This window comes from Streptomyces sp. NPDC029674, from assembly GCF_044903205.1.
Taxonomy (GTDB): domain Bacteria; phylum Actinomycetota; class Actinomycetes; order Streptomycetales; family Streptomycetaceae; genus Streptomyces.
Map to the genome: position 1 here is coordinate 388,288 of NZ_JBJDPY010000003.1, position 14,863 is coordinate 403,150.

Below are 14,863 nucleotides of genomic sequence, written 5' to 3' on the forward strand. Positions count from 1 at the left end.
GCATAGCGTGGTTACTGACAGAGGGGGGCCTCAGTCCATGCTGACCAACTCCGTGATCCTGGTCGTCGACGACCACAAGGACACCCTGTTCGCGTTGGAGAGCGCACTGGGGCCGCTCGGCTATCCGCTGGTGAGCGTCTCCAACGGCGACGACGCGCTCCGGGTGATCCTGCGCGGCAACGTCGGACTCATCCTGCTCGACGTGCGCATGCCGGGTGTGAGCGGCCTCGACGTCGCGCGCTACGTACGCCGTCTGGAACAGACGCGGTCCATCCCCATCATCCTGCTGACCGGCTTCGACGTCAGCCGCGAGACGGCCGCCGCGGCGTTCCACCTGGGCGTGGCGGACGTGGCCCTCAAACCCATCGACCCCCTGACCCTGCGCACCAAGGTCCGCTACCTCTTCGAGACGTACGGCCAGCTGAAATCCATGCAGCGCGAGATAGACGAACTCCGGACCCAGCTGAAGGCGGGAACCACCACGACCGACCCCCCGGGTGACGGCCACTCGGAACGCCGACGGTCCCGGGGCTCGCACCGGGAAAAGTGAGCACCACTCCCCTGCTCTGACTGTCCCGCCATGGCGCCTTGACGGCCGTGCCGGGAGGTAGCGAGATTGGGGGTTGTTTTCTACCGGAACCCAGACCCCGTACCGGAGAGACGCAAGTGAATACGCCAGAAGAGGCGGAGCGCCCGGCTGACACGGTCGCCCGGCTCAAAGAAGGGGTCGAGCAGCTCAGGCATGCCGTGGAGTCGCACGCCACGGTCGACCAGGCGATCGGCATAGTCGTCGCCCTGGGCCGGCTGACGCCGGACGAGGCGTGGGACGTCCTGCGCGAGGTCTCCCAGCAGACGAACGTGAAGCTGCGCCACGTCGCCGACCTCGTCGTCACCTGGGGCCGGACGGGACACCTGCCGGCGGACATCCGCACCGTGCTCGACACGTGCCTGGCCCGACGGAGCACGGCTCCGCCGGCGGCCGACCCCGCCGTCTGACGTCTGACGTCTGACGGAGGGCGGACAACCGGCACTCGCCGAGCCACAACGCTCGGTTGTACGCACCTACTGTGTCCACGTGAACCGCGTGGACACCGAGGCACTGAGAACCTTCGTACGGGCCGCCGAGCTCGGACGGCTGCAGCACGCGGCCGACGAGCTCGGCGTGACGCAGCAGGCCGTCTCCAAACGGATCGCCACCCTCGAACGCGAGCTGGGCGGCGTGCGCCTGTTCACCCGTACCGCCCGAGGAGTCGAACCGACGCCGGACGGCCGGACGTTCCTCCCTCACGCGCGAGGCGTCATCACGGCCGTCGAGCGCGCCATCGCCTCGGTCGGACCGGGCTCACGCTCCCTCCGGATCGATGTCCTCGGCCTGCGGAGCGCCCAGTCCGTCGTCCTGCACGACTACTGGCGGACGCACCCCGAGACCGACCTCGACGTGCTGACCCTGCGCACCAGCGACCCTCGCGCGGCGGTGGCCGCCATCGCGGCGGGCGACATCGACGCCTCGTTCCGTACGGTCACCGACCCGGCCGGCCTGCCGCCCGGCGTACGGATGATCCACGCGTTCGACTCCCCGCTGGAACTCCTCGTGGGCCCGGCCCACCCGCTCGCCGCCGCCCGCACCCTGACGCCCCCGCAGCTGCGCGGACACCGGATATGGGTGCCGGGTATCGCGCCCGGCAGCGAATGGTCCGACTTCTACGACCAGCTCGCCACCGAGTTCGACCTGCGCATCGACGCGGCGGGCCCGCACTTCGGAGACGACGTACTCCTGGACGAACTCGAGGCCTCCGCGGACGTCGCCACGCTGGTCGGCGCCCGCGACCGCTACACCTGGCCGCCGACCCACGACCTCCGCCGCATCCCCATCACGAACCCGACCCTGGCGTACCCCCTCTCTCTCCTCCTCCCCGCAACGAACCCGCACCCAGGGCTCCGAGGACTCATCACCCACCTCGAAACGCTGCCGGGACATCCCGAACCGACCTGGCGCCCGACGTGGGCGCGCCCCCACGAGAAGGAACGACCGCGGCATGCCCAATGACCGCCTCATGCGCATCCACAGCCCCGAATTCCAGGCCATGGCGGAGAGGGTCCTGCGAGCCACCGAACTCACCTCCCGCCTGAACGTCCTCCCTTTCGACGACGAGCCCGGCAAGGCGGCCCTCTTCACCCGCCTCCTCGGCAGACCGCTCCCCCCGAGAACGACGATCTACCCGCCCTTCTACACGGACCACGGCCTCAACCTGCACCTCGCGGAACGCGTCTTCATCAACCAGAACTGCACGTTCCTCGACTACGCCGGCATCCACCTCGCCGAACGCGTCATGATCGGCCCCAAAGCCACCTTCATCACCGTCAGCCACCCGGTCGACCCCGCAGAACGCCGCGGCTGGCTCACCGGCGGCCCCATCCACATCGCCGAAAACGCCTGGATCGGCGCCGGCGCGACGATCCTCCCCGGCGTCACCATCGGCCGCGACGCGGTGATCGCCGCGGGCACGGTGGTCACGGAGGACGTACCGGCGGCGGCGTTGGTGACGGGGGAGAGGGGGGTGGTGCGGAGGAGGTGGTGACGGGGCGACAGTGAAGGGGGGTGCTGCTGAGCAGCGCGTGGGTCAGATCTGACCGAGGTCGATCTCCACGGGGAACGGGGCCGCCACCTTGAGGACGCCGGTGAACACGTCTCCGTCCCGGTAGGTCCTGGTCGCGGGGTCGAGGACGTAGATGTACACGAGAGGAACGCCTGTCGCTGCCTGCTCGATCCGCCAGTAGAAGCCGATGCCCGCCTTGGCGTACTGGTCGGCCTTCACGATCCGGTCGGTGGTCTCCGAGCCCGGCGACACCACCTCCGCGACCAGCAGCACGTGTTCAGGTCGGGTGGGGGTGACGTCGATCGTGTCCGCGCGATACACGACGACGTCCGGGCGGCGATTGGTGAGCGGGACGTCCTGCAGCCGGACATCGAAGTCAGTGTCGGCGTTCCACTCCGAACCCGCGGCGGCATCCAGGGCATTCGCCAGAATCCGGGCCAGCCGGTTGTGCCGCTTTGAGGCACTCGGACCCACGACGACCATGCCGTCCACGATCTCGATGCCGGCGCACTGCTCCTCTGACCAGGACTCGTACTCCTCCGCCGTGATCTGCTCATGCATCCACGCCGGGGCCACCATCTCGGCCGTCACGAAGCACCTCCCGGACACTGAGCCGCGGGCCCGATCCCACCATCCCGCTGGATTCAGCGTACTGACTGCCGTCCGTCGCGCGTACGCCATGCAAACGGCCCCGGACGAGGAGTCCGAGGCCGGATGGAGCGCCCCTCTGGAGAAGAAACCCCAGGTCGGCAGCTTGAAGTGTTGTGCCCCCGGCAGGATTCGAACCTGCGACACCCAGCCCACTCTGCACGGCAGATACCAGACGTCCTGTCACTCGTCCAGCGATTGAGGGTGGGAGTGCGCTGACCTGGGTTTTCTTGGCGATGTGTGCGCTGACCAGGGGAAACGTCTCTCGGTAGTTCTCACTGGTCTACGCCGTTTCCCGGGCTCATGTGCCCTGGAGGTGCCCTCGGGCTCTCACCAAAGGGCGCCCTGCTCGGCCGACGGGTTGGTGGTGGCAGGCGCCGCCGCCAGGGTCACTCGTGTCTTGACGTTGATGGCACGAGGTTCTGTCGTCACGACGCCGGCCTCACGTAGTTGGCGGACGGTACTGATCACTTGGGCGGGCCGGTAGACGGTCTCCAAGGGGGCGTATTGCTTGAGCTCGGGGATGGTGAGCCCGTCGGGGGCTTCGGAGATGAAGCCGCGCAGGATCCGACGCAGCGGAGCCGTATCCGGTTCGAATTCGAGATTCAGCATCTGCTGTTGAGTGTCCCTGGGGTCGCGGTAGCGGACGCCGTAGGAAGGGTCCACCTTCCACATTGCGTCCTTCATCTTCTCCAGTCCTCGTTGGTGCTGGGTGCCGAAGATCAAGTAGAGCTTCCTGCCGCCCCCGTCGACCATCTCGAAGTACAGCGTGTGCGTGAAGCCGGCCTGGCGCAGCGTGTCGCGGTATTGCTCGCGTAGGAACGCAAACTTGTGCGAGGAAGGCTGCTGCAAGACGGCTTGCCACTCCCGGCTGCCGAGGGCTTCGTCGCCGAGCTGACGGTGGCCATCGTGGTTCTCGGCGAACCGAGTGAGGAAGCTGGGCTCGAAGGTCACCATCACTTCGGTACTGGGGTAGCGTCCCAGCTCGTGCAGCAGCGAGTAGGGGATGTCGGGTCCGCCAACGAGCACGATCAGCAGTGGTCCGGCGTAGCGGGCAGCCTGCGTGACCTGGGCGGCGAGACGGCCGTTTACGGCTTCCACCAGGCCCTCCACGGGCGGGTGACGATCTCTCGGTACGTATGGTGCGAGGGATTGCGACCACCGTGCGTAAACACCCAGCTCTGCGGGTCGGCGAAGTCGGTGCCGGGAGGCGAGGTCTCGCCACAGACCGCGCACTGCATCGCGTACGTGGTGGGCTCTGCGTCGGGTTCCCGGTCTGGCTGGAGGGTCCACTCCTGGTGGCGCATGATCGTGCGGCTGGTCATCGAGCCGCCTCCAGAGCTTTGGCGACATAGGGGTGCTGGAGAGCAGCGCGGAGGGCCTCCGTGTCGGTGAGGGTGTCGTCGTCAGGCAGCTCGCACCACCCGCCGAACCAGTCGTCGAGCAGCTCCAGGCCGGGTGCGACGAGCCAGGAGTTGGTGGAGAGGTGCCGTACCGGCAGATCGTCCCAGTTGGTTGCGGTGCCGGTCGGGACGGCGTAGTAGAGACGCCCGTTGGGCCTGTCGTAGAGCACGGGGCCGACGGAAGTACCGATGCAGCGCAGGTAGGCCAGGGCTAGGAGGCCGATCTCGGCGGAGGTGCGCACGACGTCCCAGCCGTCGCCGACCTTCAGGAGCCGCAGCCCCGGCACGTCGTTCACCATGGGAGCTCTTCGCAACGCATCGCGCACGGACATCACGCATCCCCCTGCGGCCAGAAGCTGTGGCGCACGCCGAGCGAGGAAGTGGATTCCACGGTCGGCTTGACGTGGCGGACCACGATCAGACGAGCGCCTGCTTTTGTTATCTGCTGCTTGCGCTCGGCGCCGAGGCCCTTCGGGCCGAGGTGGCTGAGAGCCGGAACCACGGCACCGTAGGCATCGGGGAGTTCGAGCGCGTCGAGCAGACCGACGAAGGCCGGGGACCGGATGATCACCGTGGAGTCGCGCTCGGTGAAGACACCGCACAGCGTCAGTTCGTGCCGTTCGCAGTACTCGGTAAGGCAGTCGACGAGCGCCGCGTGGCGGGGCAGCCCGCCGGTGACGTGGCGTAGGTAGCCGAAGACCTGGGGGAAGGCGACGGGGCGGCGTTCGGTGATGGGGTCGTCGTCCATGCCCATAGCGTCGGCCGTCGTGAACGGCCGCGAAATGACCTGCTGTTGTACTTCCGTTGCACTTCCCACCTCACGTCATCACCGACAGTGCTTCCATACGTGACGGAAGGAGGTCATCCGTGGTCAGCGTGCAGCAATGGACAGGTCGGGAGGCGAGCGCCCTTCGCGCCGCGTTGCGTATGAGCACGCGCGCTTTCGCCGAGCACCTTGGTGTCGCGCTGCGCACGGTTGCGAAGTGGGAGAGCCTCGGCGCGGAGACACAGCCCCGTCCGGACACCCAGGCCATCCTCGACACCGCACTCGCACGGGCGGATTCCGCCGCCCAAGCCCGCTTCGAGGCAATGCTGTTCCCTGAGCGGAAGAGCGCGCGGCCGGCGGACTACGAGACCTGGACCGAAGACATCGAGCGCGCTGTTGTCTGCATCAGCCGTCAGGACTTCCCGTTCGCCTCAAGCCTGTTGAACCGCTGGTTGGGCAGCCGTGCATCCCAGCAACTAGACGACAAGGGTCTCTATTTGTACGGCCGTTCCCTCGTGCTCCTGGGCGATCTCCAGCGCGATCAGGGAGCGATCCTCGGCCCACTCTCTGCCCGCCACTCCTACCTGACCGCACGCGGCATGTTCACCGAGCTCGACATCCCACGCCGGGTGGCTCAGATCGAGCTGTCCCTGGCCGTCGTTCAGGAGATGTCGGGCGAGTTGGAATCCTCCGCTCGCCACTACGAACTCCTCGCCGGCGACCAGCGCCTGAGCCCGCGTGACCGTGCCAGGGCGCGGTTGTGGGTGGGTACGGCGCTGAGCAAGGAGGGCGACAACGAGTACGCCACCAACGCGATGACGGCCGCCACTCGTGCCTTCGAGGACCTGGGCGAGCCGGAGGACTGGTCGGTCGCCCACCAGAAGCTGGCCCTCGCCTGTCGCGGTGCCGGCGACCTGAAGCAGGCACTGCACTACATCGACATCGCGCGCACCACCGGCACGGTCGACTCCCCGATGCAGCGGGTGAGGCTGGACACCGCGTACGGGCACATCCTTCTGTCGGATGCGGCGACCCGGAATGATGGGCTGTCCGTCCTCGATCAGGCGGCACAGGTGGCACGGCAGTACGGGCTGAGCCACCAGCTGCGCAGTATTGAGGGCATCCGAAAGGGCCAGCAAGGATGAGCCAGGGAGTGCCAGTGCCGGAGCACCAGCAGCGCCAGATCACCGACGAGCAGTTCCACGACGCAACGCTGATCTGGAATTACCACCAGATGGGCCACGAGCTGCGGCCCTGCTCGGCGGCCATCGGCCTGGGCAGCCACGACCTCGGGGTCGCGACTACTGCGGTCGACCTTTATCGCGCTGGCCTTTTCCCAGTCGTGGTCTTCAGCGGCGGCAACAGCCCCACCACCCGCGCTCGCTTCCCGCGCGGCGAGGCCGTCCACTACCGCGAGCACGCGCTGAGCCTGGGGGTGCCGGACGAGGCGATCATCGTGGAGGCGATGGCCGCAAACACCGGCCAGAACATCACCTTCTCCCGCGAGCTGCTGGCCGAGGCCGGGGTGGAAGTGCAGTCGCTGCTGCTGATCTCCAAGCCGTACATGGAGCGCCGCTCGTATGCGACCTGCCGCAAGCTGTGGCCCGAGGCTGAGGTCGTGTGTGCCTCCGAGCCACTGGAGTTGGACGACTACATCAAGTCCATCGGCGACGAGAAGCTCGTCGTCGACATGCTCGTCGGTGACCTGCAACGGGTGATCGAGTACCCGAAGCTCGGCTTCGCCGTCGAGCAGGACGTACCGGGGGATGTGTATGACGCTTACGGGCGCCTCCTGGGCGCCGGCTTCGACAGCCGCCTCATCAGCAACTGAGCGGCCCAGCGCCGGTGCGTCGAACGGGCTGTGCGCGATCCACCAATCGAACCCGTTTCCCCGGCTGTCCACGCTGGCGAAGCTGTTCTCCGCCGACCTGCGGATCGTCCTGGACGACGTGCAGTTCGCCCGGCGCGACTACCAGCACCGCGCCCGTCTCGCGTCCAGCTTCTCGTCCGCCAGTACTACGGCCGCAGCCCCTACTGGGCTGCTGTGTCCGAGGAACTGGACACGCTCGACGAGTCGCACCGAGTGCGAAGGCCCTCCCGTCCAATGGGCGGAAGGGCCTCTGACCTGGCGTTTTTCTGTGCCCCCGGCAGGATTCGAACCTGCGACACCCGCTTTAGGAGAGCGGTGCTCTATCCCCTGAGCTACGAAGGCGGGGTGGTGGCAGTCGCGTGTACTGCGGCACCGCCGTCAGTGTAGCGGGTGGTCAATTCGATGGTGGGGGGTTGGGCAGGGGTGCTCGAGTGGTGGGGCGTCGCGGGTTACTCGATGACCAGTTCCACCGGGATGTTGCCCCGGGTCGCCTTCGAGTAGGGGCAGTACGCGTGGGTCTTCTTCAGGAGGTCCTCGCCGGCGGGGCCCTGGAGGTGGTCCGGGAGTTCGGCGCGCATGACCACGGAGAGGCCGAAGCCGCCGTCCGTGTCCTTGCCGATGCTTACCTCGGCGGTCACCGAGACGTCCGAGACGTCGATCTTCTCCTGGCGCGCGATGCTGCCCATCGCGCTCGCGAAGCAGGCCGCGTAGCCCGCGGCGAAGAGCTGCTCCGGGTTCGTGCCCTTGTCGTTGCCTCCGAGCGCCTTGGGGAAGCCGAGCGGCAGGTCGATCTGGCCGTCGGAGCTGACGGCGCGGCCTTCGCGGCCGTTGGCGGTGGCTACTGCCGTGTACAGCGCGTCCATGAGTGTCCCGTCCTCGTCGTTGTTCTGCCTGGTATGGCGACGAGCATTGCACGCTATTTAGTTGTGCGCAACTTAATTGGGGGCTGTTGTAGGCTGGAGGTATGGAGAGCGCAGCTGTTGACGGCACGGGCACAGACACAGGCACACGCACGAACACGGGTCTGGACGGCGTGCGGGACGAGGACTTTCTCCGGCTCGATCACCAGATCTGCTTCTCGCTGCACGCCGCCGCCCGCGCCTTCAACGGTGTCTATCGGACCGCCCTGAAGGATCTGGGGCTCACCTACCCCCAGTACCTCGTGATGCTCGTCCTCTGGGAGCACGACGAGCTGGCCGTCAAGAAGATCGGCGAGCGGCTGCGGCTCGACTCCGGCACCCTTTCGCCGCTGCTCAAGCGGCTGGAGGCCGCCGGGCACGTGGAGCGGCGGCGCAGTGTCGAGGACGAGCGGTCCGTCGCCGTGCGGCTCACCGAGGAGGGGCGCGCGCTGCGGGAGCGCGCCCTCGGCGTGCCCCGCGCCATCGCCGAGTCCACCGGGCTCTCGCTCGGCGAGGTGCGGGATCTTCGGGACCGGCTCGATCGGCTCACCGCCTCCCTCGACGGGGACGTCACGATCCGTTCGGCTCGCTGAACACCTTTTCCGTCGTCGTCACCACCGCGCACTTCCCCGCCGCCCAGCGCAGCGCCATCGCGTGGTCGTCCGCCGAGAAGTCCGCGACCGCGTCGGCCACCACGAACGCCTGGATGTCCTGCATCCACGCGTCGCACGCTGTCATCAGGACGCCGATGTGGGCGTAGACGCCGGTGATGACCAGCTGGTCGCGGCCCTGTTCGCGGAGGCGTTCCAGGAGGTCCGTGCGGACGAAACCGCTGTACTTCCACTTGGTGAGGACCGTGTCGGCGGGGGCCGGGCCGATCTCGGGGGCGATCGCCGCCGCGTGTGCGTCGTCGGGCAGGCCGGGGCCCCAGAAGTCCTGCTGGAGGCCGCGTTCGGCTGGGCTCTGGCCGCCGGGCTGCGCGGTGTGGATGACCGGGATGTCGACTCGGTTCGCGGTCTTCTTCAACTCGGCCACGTTGGAGAGGAGTTCCGGTACGGGGGAGGCCGTGCGGTCGTACGCCGAGAGGAAGTAGTTCTGCAGGTCGTGCACGAGGAGGACGGCGCGGGACGGGTCGACCTTCCAGTCGACGCGGTTCGTCGGCAGCTCGTCCGCCGACGGCATCGGATAGGGGGTGATGGCGGGGAGGGCCATGGTGGTCAGCAGTTCCGTTCAGAAGGGAGATGGAGGATGGGGAGGGGGCTTCTACTTCAGCGAAGCTGCCCGTAGTGCTTTCTTGGAGACCTTGCCTACTCCCGTCTGCGGGAACGCCTCCACGAACTCCACCCGGTCCGGCACCTTGTACGCCGCAAGGCCCCGCTCCCGTACGAACTTCCTGATGGCCGCCGGCCGCAGCGGCTCGGCGCCCGCGCGCAGGATGACGTACGCGCACGTCCGCTCGCCCAGGTACGCGTCCGGCTCCGCGACCACGTTCGCGTCGTGCACGGACGGGTGGGCGAGGATGTGGTTCTCGACCTCCTCGGCCGCGATCTTCTCGCCGCCCCGGTTGATCTGGTCCTTGGCGCGGCCCTCGACGACGAGGTGGCCGGTCTCGGTGAGGCGTACGACGTCGCCCGTGCGGTAGAAGCCGTCGGGCGTGAAGGAACGGGCGTTGTGCTCGGGAGCCTTCCAGTAGCCGCGGATCGTGTACGGGCCGCGGGTGAGGAGGTGGCCCGTCTCGCCTGTCGGCAGGTCGTTGTCCTCGTCGTCGACCACCCGGATCTCGTCGTCCGGCGAGATCGGGCGGCCCTGCGTGGTGACGATCGTCCCCGGGTCGTCGTCCAGGCGCGTGTAGTTGACCAGGCCCTCCGCCATGCCGAAGACCTGCTGCAACGTGCAGTTCAGGGCCGGCTTCACCCGGCGCGCCGCCTCCTCGCTGAACTTCGCGCCGCCGACCAGGAGTACGTCCAGGCTGCTCAAGTCGTACGCCGTGGTCGGCGCCGCCTCCGTCCAGAGCAGGGCGAGCGGCGGGACCAGGCCCGTGATGGTGACGCCCTCGGACTCGATGAGAGGGAAGGCCGTCTCGGGGCTGGGCTGCGGGCAGAGTACGACGCGGGCGCCCGCGTGGAGCGCGCCGAGCGAACCGGGGGAGGAGAGCGGGAAGTTGTGGGCCGCGGGGAGCGCCACCAGGTAGACGCTGTCCTCGTCCACCGCGCAGATCTCGTTCGAGCCGCGCAGCGAGTAGATGTAGTCGTCGTGCGTGCGCGGGATCAGCTTGGGGACGCCTGTGCTGCCGCCGGAGAGTTGGAGGAACGCCAGGTCGGACGGGGCGGGTGGAGAAGGGACAGGGCCGGTCGGGTCCTCGGGTACGTCCGACAGTGCTTCGAACGGGCCCGGGTCGCCCTGCGCCACGAACACGTGCCGCAGCGTCGGGATGTCGTCGACGAGTTTCGCCGCCAGGCCGCGGTAGTCGAAGCCGCCGAGCTCCTGCGGGATGACGTACGCGACCGCCTCGGTGAACTCGCAGAAGTAGCGGACCTCCGTCTCGCGGTGCGCGGGCAGCGCGAAGACCGGGAGGGCGCCGATGCGGAACAGCGCGAAAATCGTTTCGAAGAACTCGGCGATGTTGGGGAGCTGGACGACCACCTTGTCGCCCTTGGCGATGCCCCGGGCGAGCAGGCCCGCGGCCAGGCGGTCGGCGCGGCGGTCCAGTTCGCCGTACGTCCAGCGGCGCGACGGCTGACGGCCGGGGTCCACGATCGCCACGCGGTCCGGGTGCGCGGTGGCGCGGTCGCGCAGCATCCCGCCGAAGGTCTCGCCGCGCCACCAGCCCGCGGCGCGGTAGCGGTCCGCGAACTCCTGCGGCCAGGTGGGGCAGTTCGGGTCGGCGCTCACAGCTCCGCCCCCACCGCGTTCAGGAACGTACGGAACTTCGCGCCCGTCTCCGCCGTCTCCGCCGCGGGGTCCGACGCGGCGACCACGCCCGCCCCCGCGTACAGCCGCAGGCTGCGTTCCTCGGCCTCCGCGCAGCGGATGGTGACGACCCACTCGCCGTCGCCGTTCGCGTCGCCCCAGCCGACCACGCCGGTGAAGAAGCCGCGGTCGAACGGTTCCGTCTCGCGAATCACGTCGCGCGCGGTCGCCGTCGGCGTGCCGCAGACCGCGGGGGTGGGGTGCAGGGCGCAGGCCAGTTCGAGGGCGGACGTGTCGGGCGAGGTGAGGGTGCCGGTCACCGTCGTGGACAGGTGCCACATGGTCGCCGTGCGGACGAGGGTGGGGCGGGGCGGGACGGTCAGGTCCGTGCAGAAGGAGGCGAGCGCCTGGTGCACGCCGTCCACCACGACGGAGTGTTCGTGCAGGTCCTTCGCCGATTCCAGGAGCGCGGCCGCGCGGCGCACGTCCTCGGCGAGGTCGTCGCTGCGGGGCGTCGAGCCCGCGAGGGGGTTCGCGACGATCTGGTCGCCGTGGCGCGAGACGAGGAGCTCCGGGCTCGCGCCGATGAGGGTGCGGCCGGGGGCCGTCGGCAGCGCGAAGGTGTAGCCGGAGGGGTCGCGGCGGGCCAGGCGCTGGAGCATCGCGGGGAGGTCCAGCGGGGCGGGCGCGGTCAGTTCGAGGGTGCGGGCGAGGACGACCTTGCTGAAGTCGCCGCGCCACATGCGGTCCACGGCGGCGGCCACGCCCGCGCCGTACTCCTCGGGGCTTGGCACCGGGCGTATCCGCCAGCCGGTGGCGTCCGCGGTCTCGGTGGGCAGCGCGATCAGCGGGTCCGCGGCCAGCGGGGGCGCGGTGCGCAGGGTTTCGGGGACCGCGAGCGCGGCGGGCGCGGTGTGGTCGAAGGGGACCGCGCCGACGACGTACGGCCCGGCGATCCCGGCGCGGCGCGCCTCGTCGAGCGTGGCGGTGACGCGGTGCGGCAACGGTCTCTCGTCGTGCGGGACTTCCGCGTGGACGCCGGTGGCGAGCAGGGTGCGGGTCGGGGTCGCCAGGAACCGTCCGGCCGGGGTGTAGGCGGCCAGGAGCGAAGTGGCGGCGCCCACCACCGGGTTGGCACGCTCGGCCGTCGTGACCTGTGCGGTGGCGCACGGGTCGGGCGGAGTGGGCGGGGCGGGCGTGGCTTGCGTGGCGACCTCGGGTGCCGTCGACACAGTGGCTCCAATTCTCTTACGGGGTGGAGAGCGGTGAGGTGGAGTGAGGTGCGGTGCGATGCGCTGCGGGCTGATGTAGCTGATGTGGCTGAGCTGATGTGGCTGAAGCGGAGTGAGGGCGTGGTGCCGTGGTGCGGCGGGGTGTGCACGGGCGCGTACGCGACACCCCCGCGCCCCGCCCGTCACCGCAGCGTCGCGCCGCCGTCCACGTACAGCTCCTGCAAGGTGATGTGGCGCGCGCGGTCCGAGGCGAGGAAGACGACCGCGTCCGCGATGTCCTCGGGGGTGGCGATGCGGCCGAGGGGGATACCGGTGCGGTACGTCTCCAGGTCGCCGTCGAGCACCCCGGCCGGGGCCTGCGCCGCCGTGCCGTCGGGCCAGAGGGAGCGCTGCATGGCCGTGTCCGTGGTGCCGGGGGCCACGACGTTGCAGCGGACGCCGCTGCGCGCGACCTCCAGGCCGAGGCACTTGGTGAACGCCGCGGCGGCCGCCTTGGACGCGGCGTACGCGGCCATGCCGGTCCTCGGGATGCCGGCGGCGTTGGAGCCGACGGTGACGATGCAGCCGGAGCCGCGCGCGGTCATGTGCGAGGCGGCGGCGCGGGAGGTGTGGAAGACGCCGGTCGTGTTGACGGCGAAGGTGTCCGCCCAGTCGGCGTCGGTCAGTTCGGTGACGGCGGAGGTGCGCAGGATGCCCGCGACGTTCACGAGGAGGTCGAGGCCGCCGTGGTCCCGGACGATGCCCGCGATGACGGAGCCGACCGCGTCGGCGTCCGTGACGTCCATGACGCGGGGCACGACCGTGCCGGTGGCTCCGCGGGACGCGGCGGCCACCTCGTCGACGCCGTGCGCGTCGCGGTCCGTGGCGACGACGTGCGCGCCACGGGCGGCGAGCGCGGTGGCCACCGCGGCGCCGATGCCCTGGCCCGCACCGGTCACCAGAGCCGTGCGCCCGGCGAACTCACCTGCGGCGTACGACTCGTTCGGTATGCCCTCTGGCGTGACAGCGGGCGTGGCGGGTGGTGTGGCGGCTGGCATGGCGTGAGTGACCTCCCCAAGGTGTTAGGTAAGCCTAACCTAACGTATGCGATCACCTGCTGGTCGCCGCCCTGGGCCGCCCGGCCGCTCGTGTGTTACCTTGCAAAGCAGTACGTGTGTACGCCCCCCTCTCGTGGGCGCCCGTGCTGACATTCCCTTCTCCCCGGTTCTCCGGGTTCTGTCAGGCCGTTCGGCCTTCTCCGCACTGCTCGCCCCGGCGGCAGTTCTCTTTTCCGCCCGACGTACGGGGTGTGGTCATCGCCGCCCCGCCGGGCCCTCTCCCGCGCTCGTCCGCGAAAGGAACCTCACTGTGACTGTCACAGCCATCGAAACCTCAACCATTGCCCGGGACGCCGGCCGCGTCTCAACTGCCGCCGCCTGTACGGGCGTTCTCGACATCGGACGCGACGGGCGCGGGTTCCTCCGCGGGCCCTCGTTGCTGCCGTCGCCCGGCGACGTGCAGGTGCCCGCCGCCGTCGTACGCCAACTCGGGCTGCGCGCGGGCGACTTCGTCGAGGGCGTCTGCGGCCGGCCCCGCGTGCTCGCCGGTGCCGAGCGGGTCAACGGGCGCACCGTCACCGCTCTGCGCGGCCGGCCGCGGTTCGGCGATCTCACACCGCTGCACCCCCGGGAACGGCTCCGCCTGGAGACCGAGGGCGGGCCCCTCGCCGGGCGGCTCGTCGACCTCGTCGCACCCGTCGGGAAGGGGCAGCGCGGGCTGATCGTCGCGCCGCCGCGGACCGGCAAGACCGTGCTGCTCCAGCAGATCGCCGCCGCGGTCGCCCGGAACCATCCCGAGTGCCACCTCATGGTCGTACTCGTCGACGAACGGCCCGAGGAAGTCACCGACATGCGGCGTTCGGTCCGCGGCGAGGTGCTCGCCTCGACCTTCGACCGCCCCGCCAAGGAGCACATCGCCCTCGCCGAACTCGCCGTCGAGCGCGCCAAGCGCATGGTCGAGGACGGACGGGACGTCGTCATGCTCTTCGACTCGCTGACGCGGCTGTGCCGGGCGTACAACAACGCGGCCACCGGCAGCGGCCGCACCCTCAGCGGCGGTGTCGACGCCGCCTCCGTGCAGGGGCCGAAGCGGCTCTTCGGGGCGGCGCGGCTCGCCGAGGAGGGCGGCTCCCTGACGATGCTCGCGACCGCGCTCGTGGAGACCGGATCGCGCGCCGACGACTACTACTTCGAGGAGCTGAAGGGCACCGGCAACATGGAGCTGCGGCTCGACCGCGGCATCGCCGAACGCCGCGTCTTCCCGGCCGTCGACGTCACCCCGTCCGGCACGCGCCGCGAGGAACTGCTGCTGTCCGGCGAGGAGTTGGCGGCCGTACGCGGCGTGCGGCGCGCGCTGCACGGCAGGGACCAGCAAGGTGCTCTGGAGGTGCTGCTCGACCGCATCAAGAAGACCCCGGACAACGCCGCCTTCCTGCGGCAGGTGCGGCAGACCGTGCCTGGGGTGCGGGAGTGACGTGCCGGGGGCACAGGAACGACGTGC

18 protein-coding genes, 1 tRNA gene and 1 pseudogene are annotated in these 14,863 nt (G+C 69.7%); 9 read left to right on the forward strand and 11 right to left on the reverse strand.

Annotated features, from left to right (window positions below):
• The first annotated feature begins 37 nt into the window (after window positions 1-37).
• From ACI2L3_RS09150 to ACI2L3_RS09165, 4 genes are all read left to right on the forward strand, one after another.
• Window positions 38-550 carry a two-component system response regulator gene (locus tag ACI2L3_RS09150; RefSeq protein WP_404751670.1) on the forward strand — a complete coding sequence of 171 codons (513 nt, stop codon included), beginning with the start codon at window positions 38-40 and terminating at the stop codon, window positions 548-550.
• Between the two features lie 116 nt (window positions 551-666).
• The gene (locus ACI2L3_RS09155; protein ID WP_404751671.1) at window positions 667-996 is read left to right on the forward strand and encodes an ANTAR domain-containing protein; all 330 of its coding nucleotides are present in this window, start codon (window positions 667-669) and stop codon (window positions 994-996) included.
• 88 nt (window positions 997-1,084) lie between these two features.
• Window positions 1,085-2,047 (forward strand): LysR family transcriptional regulator, encoded by a 963-nt coding sequence (locus ACI2L3_RS09160; protein ID WP_404751925.1) that lies wholly within the window; start codon window positions 1,085-1,087, stop codon window positions 2,045-2,047.
• Window positions 2,037-2,579 carry a sugar O-acetyltransferase gene (locus ACI2L3_RS09165; RefSeq protein WP_404751672.1) on the forward strand — a complete coding sequence of 181 codons (543 nt, stop codon included), beginning with the start codon at window positions 2,037-2,039 and terminating at the stop codon, window positions 2,577-2,579. Before ACI2L3_RS09160 ends, ACI2L3_RS09165 begins: the two co-directional genes overlap by 11 nt.
• A gap of 42 nt (window positions 2,580-2,621) precedes the next feature.
• On the opposite strand, the gene ACI2L3_RS09170 is transcribed toward ACI2L3_RS09165, so the two are convergent.
• The 5 genes from ACI2L3_RS09170 to ACI2L3_RS09190 form a co-directional block, all read right to left on the reverse strand.
• Complete coding sequence (locus tag ACI2L3_RS09170) at window positions 2,622-3,188, reverse strand: Uma2 family endonuclease (protein ID WP_404751673.1); 567 nt, start codon at window positions 3,186-3,188, stop codon at window positions 2,622-2,624.
• 387 nt (window positions 3,189-3,575) lie between these two features.
• Entirely contained in the window at window positions 3,576-4,346 is a 771-nt protein-coding gene (gene tcmP, locus ACI2L3_RS09175; RefSeq protein WP_404751674.1) for a three-Cys-motif partner protein TcmP, read from the reverse strand.
• Window positions 4,334-4,570 carry a hypothetical protein gene (locus ACI2L3_RS09180; RefSeq protein WP_404751675.1) on the reverse strand — a complete coding sequence of 79 codons (237 nt, stop codon included), beginning with the start codon at window positions 4,568-4,570 and terminating at the stop codon, window positions 4,334-4,336. The genes tcmP and ACI2L3_RS09180 overlap by 13 nt, the downstream gene beginning before the upstream one ends.
• Window positions 4,567-4,947, reverse strand: coding sequence for a hypothetical protein (locus ACI2L3_RS09185; RefSeq protein WP_404751676.1), 381 nt, complete (start codon window positions 4,945-4,947; stop codon window positions 4,567-4,569). The genes ACI2L3_RS09180 and ACI2L3_RS09185 overlap by 4 nt, the downstream gene beginning before the upstream one ends.
• Window positions 4,948-4,979: 32 nt before the next feature.
• On the reverse strand, window positions 4,980-5,396 hold the full coding sequence (locus tag ACI2L3_RS09190; RefSeq protein WP_404751677.1) for a hypothetical protein: 417 nt from the start codon (window positions 5,394-5,396) through the stop codon (window positions 4,980-4,982).
• A gap of 119 nt (window positions 5,397-5,515) precedes the next feature.
• Between ACI2L3_RS09190 and ACI2L3_RS09195 the strand changes: the two genes are divergently transcribed.
• The 3 genes and pseudogenes from ACI2L3_RS09195 to ACI2L3_RS09205 form a co-directional block, all read left to right on the forward strand.
• Window positions 5,516-6,559 carry a helix-turn-helix domain-containing protein gene (locus ACI2L3_RS09195; protein WP_404751678.1) on the forward strand — a complete coding sequence of 348 codons (1,044 nt, stop codon included), beginning with the start codon at window positions 5,516-5,518 and terminating at the stop codon, window positions 6,557-6,559.
• Complete coding sequence (locus ACI2L3_RS09200; RefSeq protein WP_404751679.1) at window positions 6,556-7,245, forward strand: YdcF family protein; 690 nt, start codon at window positions 6,556-6,558, stop codon at window positions 7,243-7,245. Before ACI2L3_RS09195 ends, ACI2L3_RS09200 begins: the two co-directional genes overlap by 4 nt.
• A 28-nt stretch (window positions 7,246-7,273) precedes the next feature.
• Window positions 7,274-7,411: pseudogene (locus ACI2L3_RS09205) on the forward strand (WbqC family protein); the annotation flags it as partial.
• 142 nt (window positions 7,412-7,553) lie between these two features.
• Here the strand turns inward: ACI2L3_RS09205 and ACI2L3_RS09210 are convergent.
• Window positions 7,554-7,626, reverse strand: a tRNA-Arg gene (locus ACI2L3_RS09210).
• Window positions 7,627-7,733: 107 nt separating this feature from the next.
• On the reverse strand, window positions 7,734-8,147 hold the full coding sequence (locus ACI2L3_RS09215) for an organic hydroperoxide resistance protein (protein ID WP_404751680.1): 414 nt from the start codon (window positions 8,145-8,147) through the stop codon (window positions 7,734-7,736).
• Window positions 8,148-8,248: 101 nt separating this feature from the next.
• Between ACI2L3_RS09215 and ACI2L3_RS09220 the strand changes: the two genes are divergently transcribed.
• The gene (locus tag ACI2L3_RS09220; RefSeq protein WP_404751681.1) at window positions 8,249-8,776 is read left to right on the forward strand and encodes a MarR family winged helix-turn-helix transcriptional regulator; all 528 of its coding nucleotides are present in this window, start codon (window positions 8,249-8,251) and stop codon (window positions 8,774-8,776) included.
• On the opposite strand, the gene ACI2L3_RS09225 is transcribed toward ACI2L3_RS09220, so the two are convergent.
• The 4 genes from ACI2L3_RS09225 to ACI2L3_RS09240 form a co-directional block, all read right to left on the reverse strand.
• Entirely contained in the window at window positions 8,754-9,395 is a 642-nt protein-coding gene (locus ACI2L3_RS09225; RefSeq protein ID WP_404751682.1) for an isochorismatase family protein, read from the reverse strand. The two genes, ACI2L3_RS09220 and ACI2L3_RS09225, sit on opposite strands and share 23 nt — an antisense overlap.
• 51 nt (window positions 9,396-9,446) lie before the next feature.
• Entirely contained in the window at window positions 9,447-11,075 is a 1,629-nt protein-coding gene (locus tag ACI2L3_RS09230; protein ID WP_404751683.1) for a (2,3-dihydroxybenzoyl)adenylate synthase, read from the reverse strand.
• Window positions 11,072-12,325, reverse strand: a complete 1,254-nt coding sequence (dhbC, locus tag ACI2L3_RS09235) for an isochorismate synthase DhbC (protein ID WP_404751684.1) — start codon at window positions 12,323-12,325, stop codon at window positions 11,072-11,074. The genes ACI2L3_RS09230 and dhbC overlap by 4 nt, the downstream gene beginning before the upstream one ends.
• Before the next feature lie 182 nt (window positions 12,326-12,507).
• Window positions 12,508-13,362 carry a 2,3-dihydro-2,3-dihydroxybenzoate dehydrogenase gene (locus tag ACI2L3_RS09240; RefSeq protein ID WP_404751685.1) on the reverse strand — a complete coding sequence of 285 codons (855 nt, stop codon included), beginning with the start codon at window positions 13,360-13,362 and terminating at the stop codon, window positions 12,508-12,510.
• Between the two features lie 310 nt (window positions 13,363-13,672).
• On the opposite strand from ACI2L3_RS09240, the gene rho reads away from it, so the two are divergent.
• Window positions 13,673-14,836, forward strand: a complete 1,164-nt coding sequence (rho, locus tag ACI2L3_RS09245; protein WP_404751686.1) for a transcription termination factor Rho — start codon at window positions 13,673-13,675, stop codon at window positions 14,834-14,836.
• The last annotated feature ends 27 nt before the right edge of the window (window positions 14,837-14,863 follow it).

Coding starts and splice junctions, on each gene's coding strand:
- ACI2L3_RS09150 (WP_404751670.1), top strand. CDS start 38: ATGCTGACCAACTCCGTGATCCTGGTCGTCGACGACCACAAGGACACC.
- ACI2L3_RS09165 (WP_404751672.1), top strand. CDS start 2,037: ATGCCCAATGACCGCCTCATGCGCATCCACAGCCCCGAATTCCAGGCC.
- ACI2L3_RS09180 (WP_404751675.1), bottom strand. CDS start 4,570: ATGACCAGCCGCACGATCATGCGCCACCAGGAGTGGACCCTCCAGCCA.
- ACI2L3_RS09185 (WP_404751676.1), bottom strand. CDS start 4,947: ATGGTGAACGACGTGCCGGGGCTGCGGCTCCTGAAGGTCGGCGACGGC.
- ACI2L3_RS09190 (WP_404751677.1), bottom strand. CDS start 5,396: ATGGACGACGACCCCATCACCGAACGCCGCCCCGTCGCCTTCCCCCAG.
- ACI2L3_RS09200 (WP_404751679.1), top strand. CDS start 6,556: ATGAGCCAGGGAGTGCCAGTGCCGGAGCACCAGCAGCGCCAGATCACC.
- ACI2L3_RS09215 (WP_404751680.1), bottom strand. CDS start 8,147: ATGGACGCGCTGTACACGGCAGTAGCCACCGCCAACGGCCGCGAAGGC.
- ACI2L3_RS09220 (WP_404751681.1), top strand. CDS start 8,249: ATGGAGAGCGCAGCTGTTGACGGCACGGGCACAGACACAGGCACACGC.
- ACI2L3_RS09225 (WP_404751682.1), bottom strand. CDS start 9,395: ATGGCCCTCCCCGCCATCACCCCCTATCCGATGCCGTCGGCGGACGAG.
- ACI2L3_RS09240 (WP_404751685.1), bottom strand. CDS start 13,362: ATGCCAGCCGCCACACCACCCGCCACGCCCGCTGTCACGCCAGAGGGC.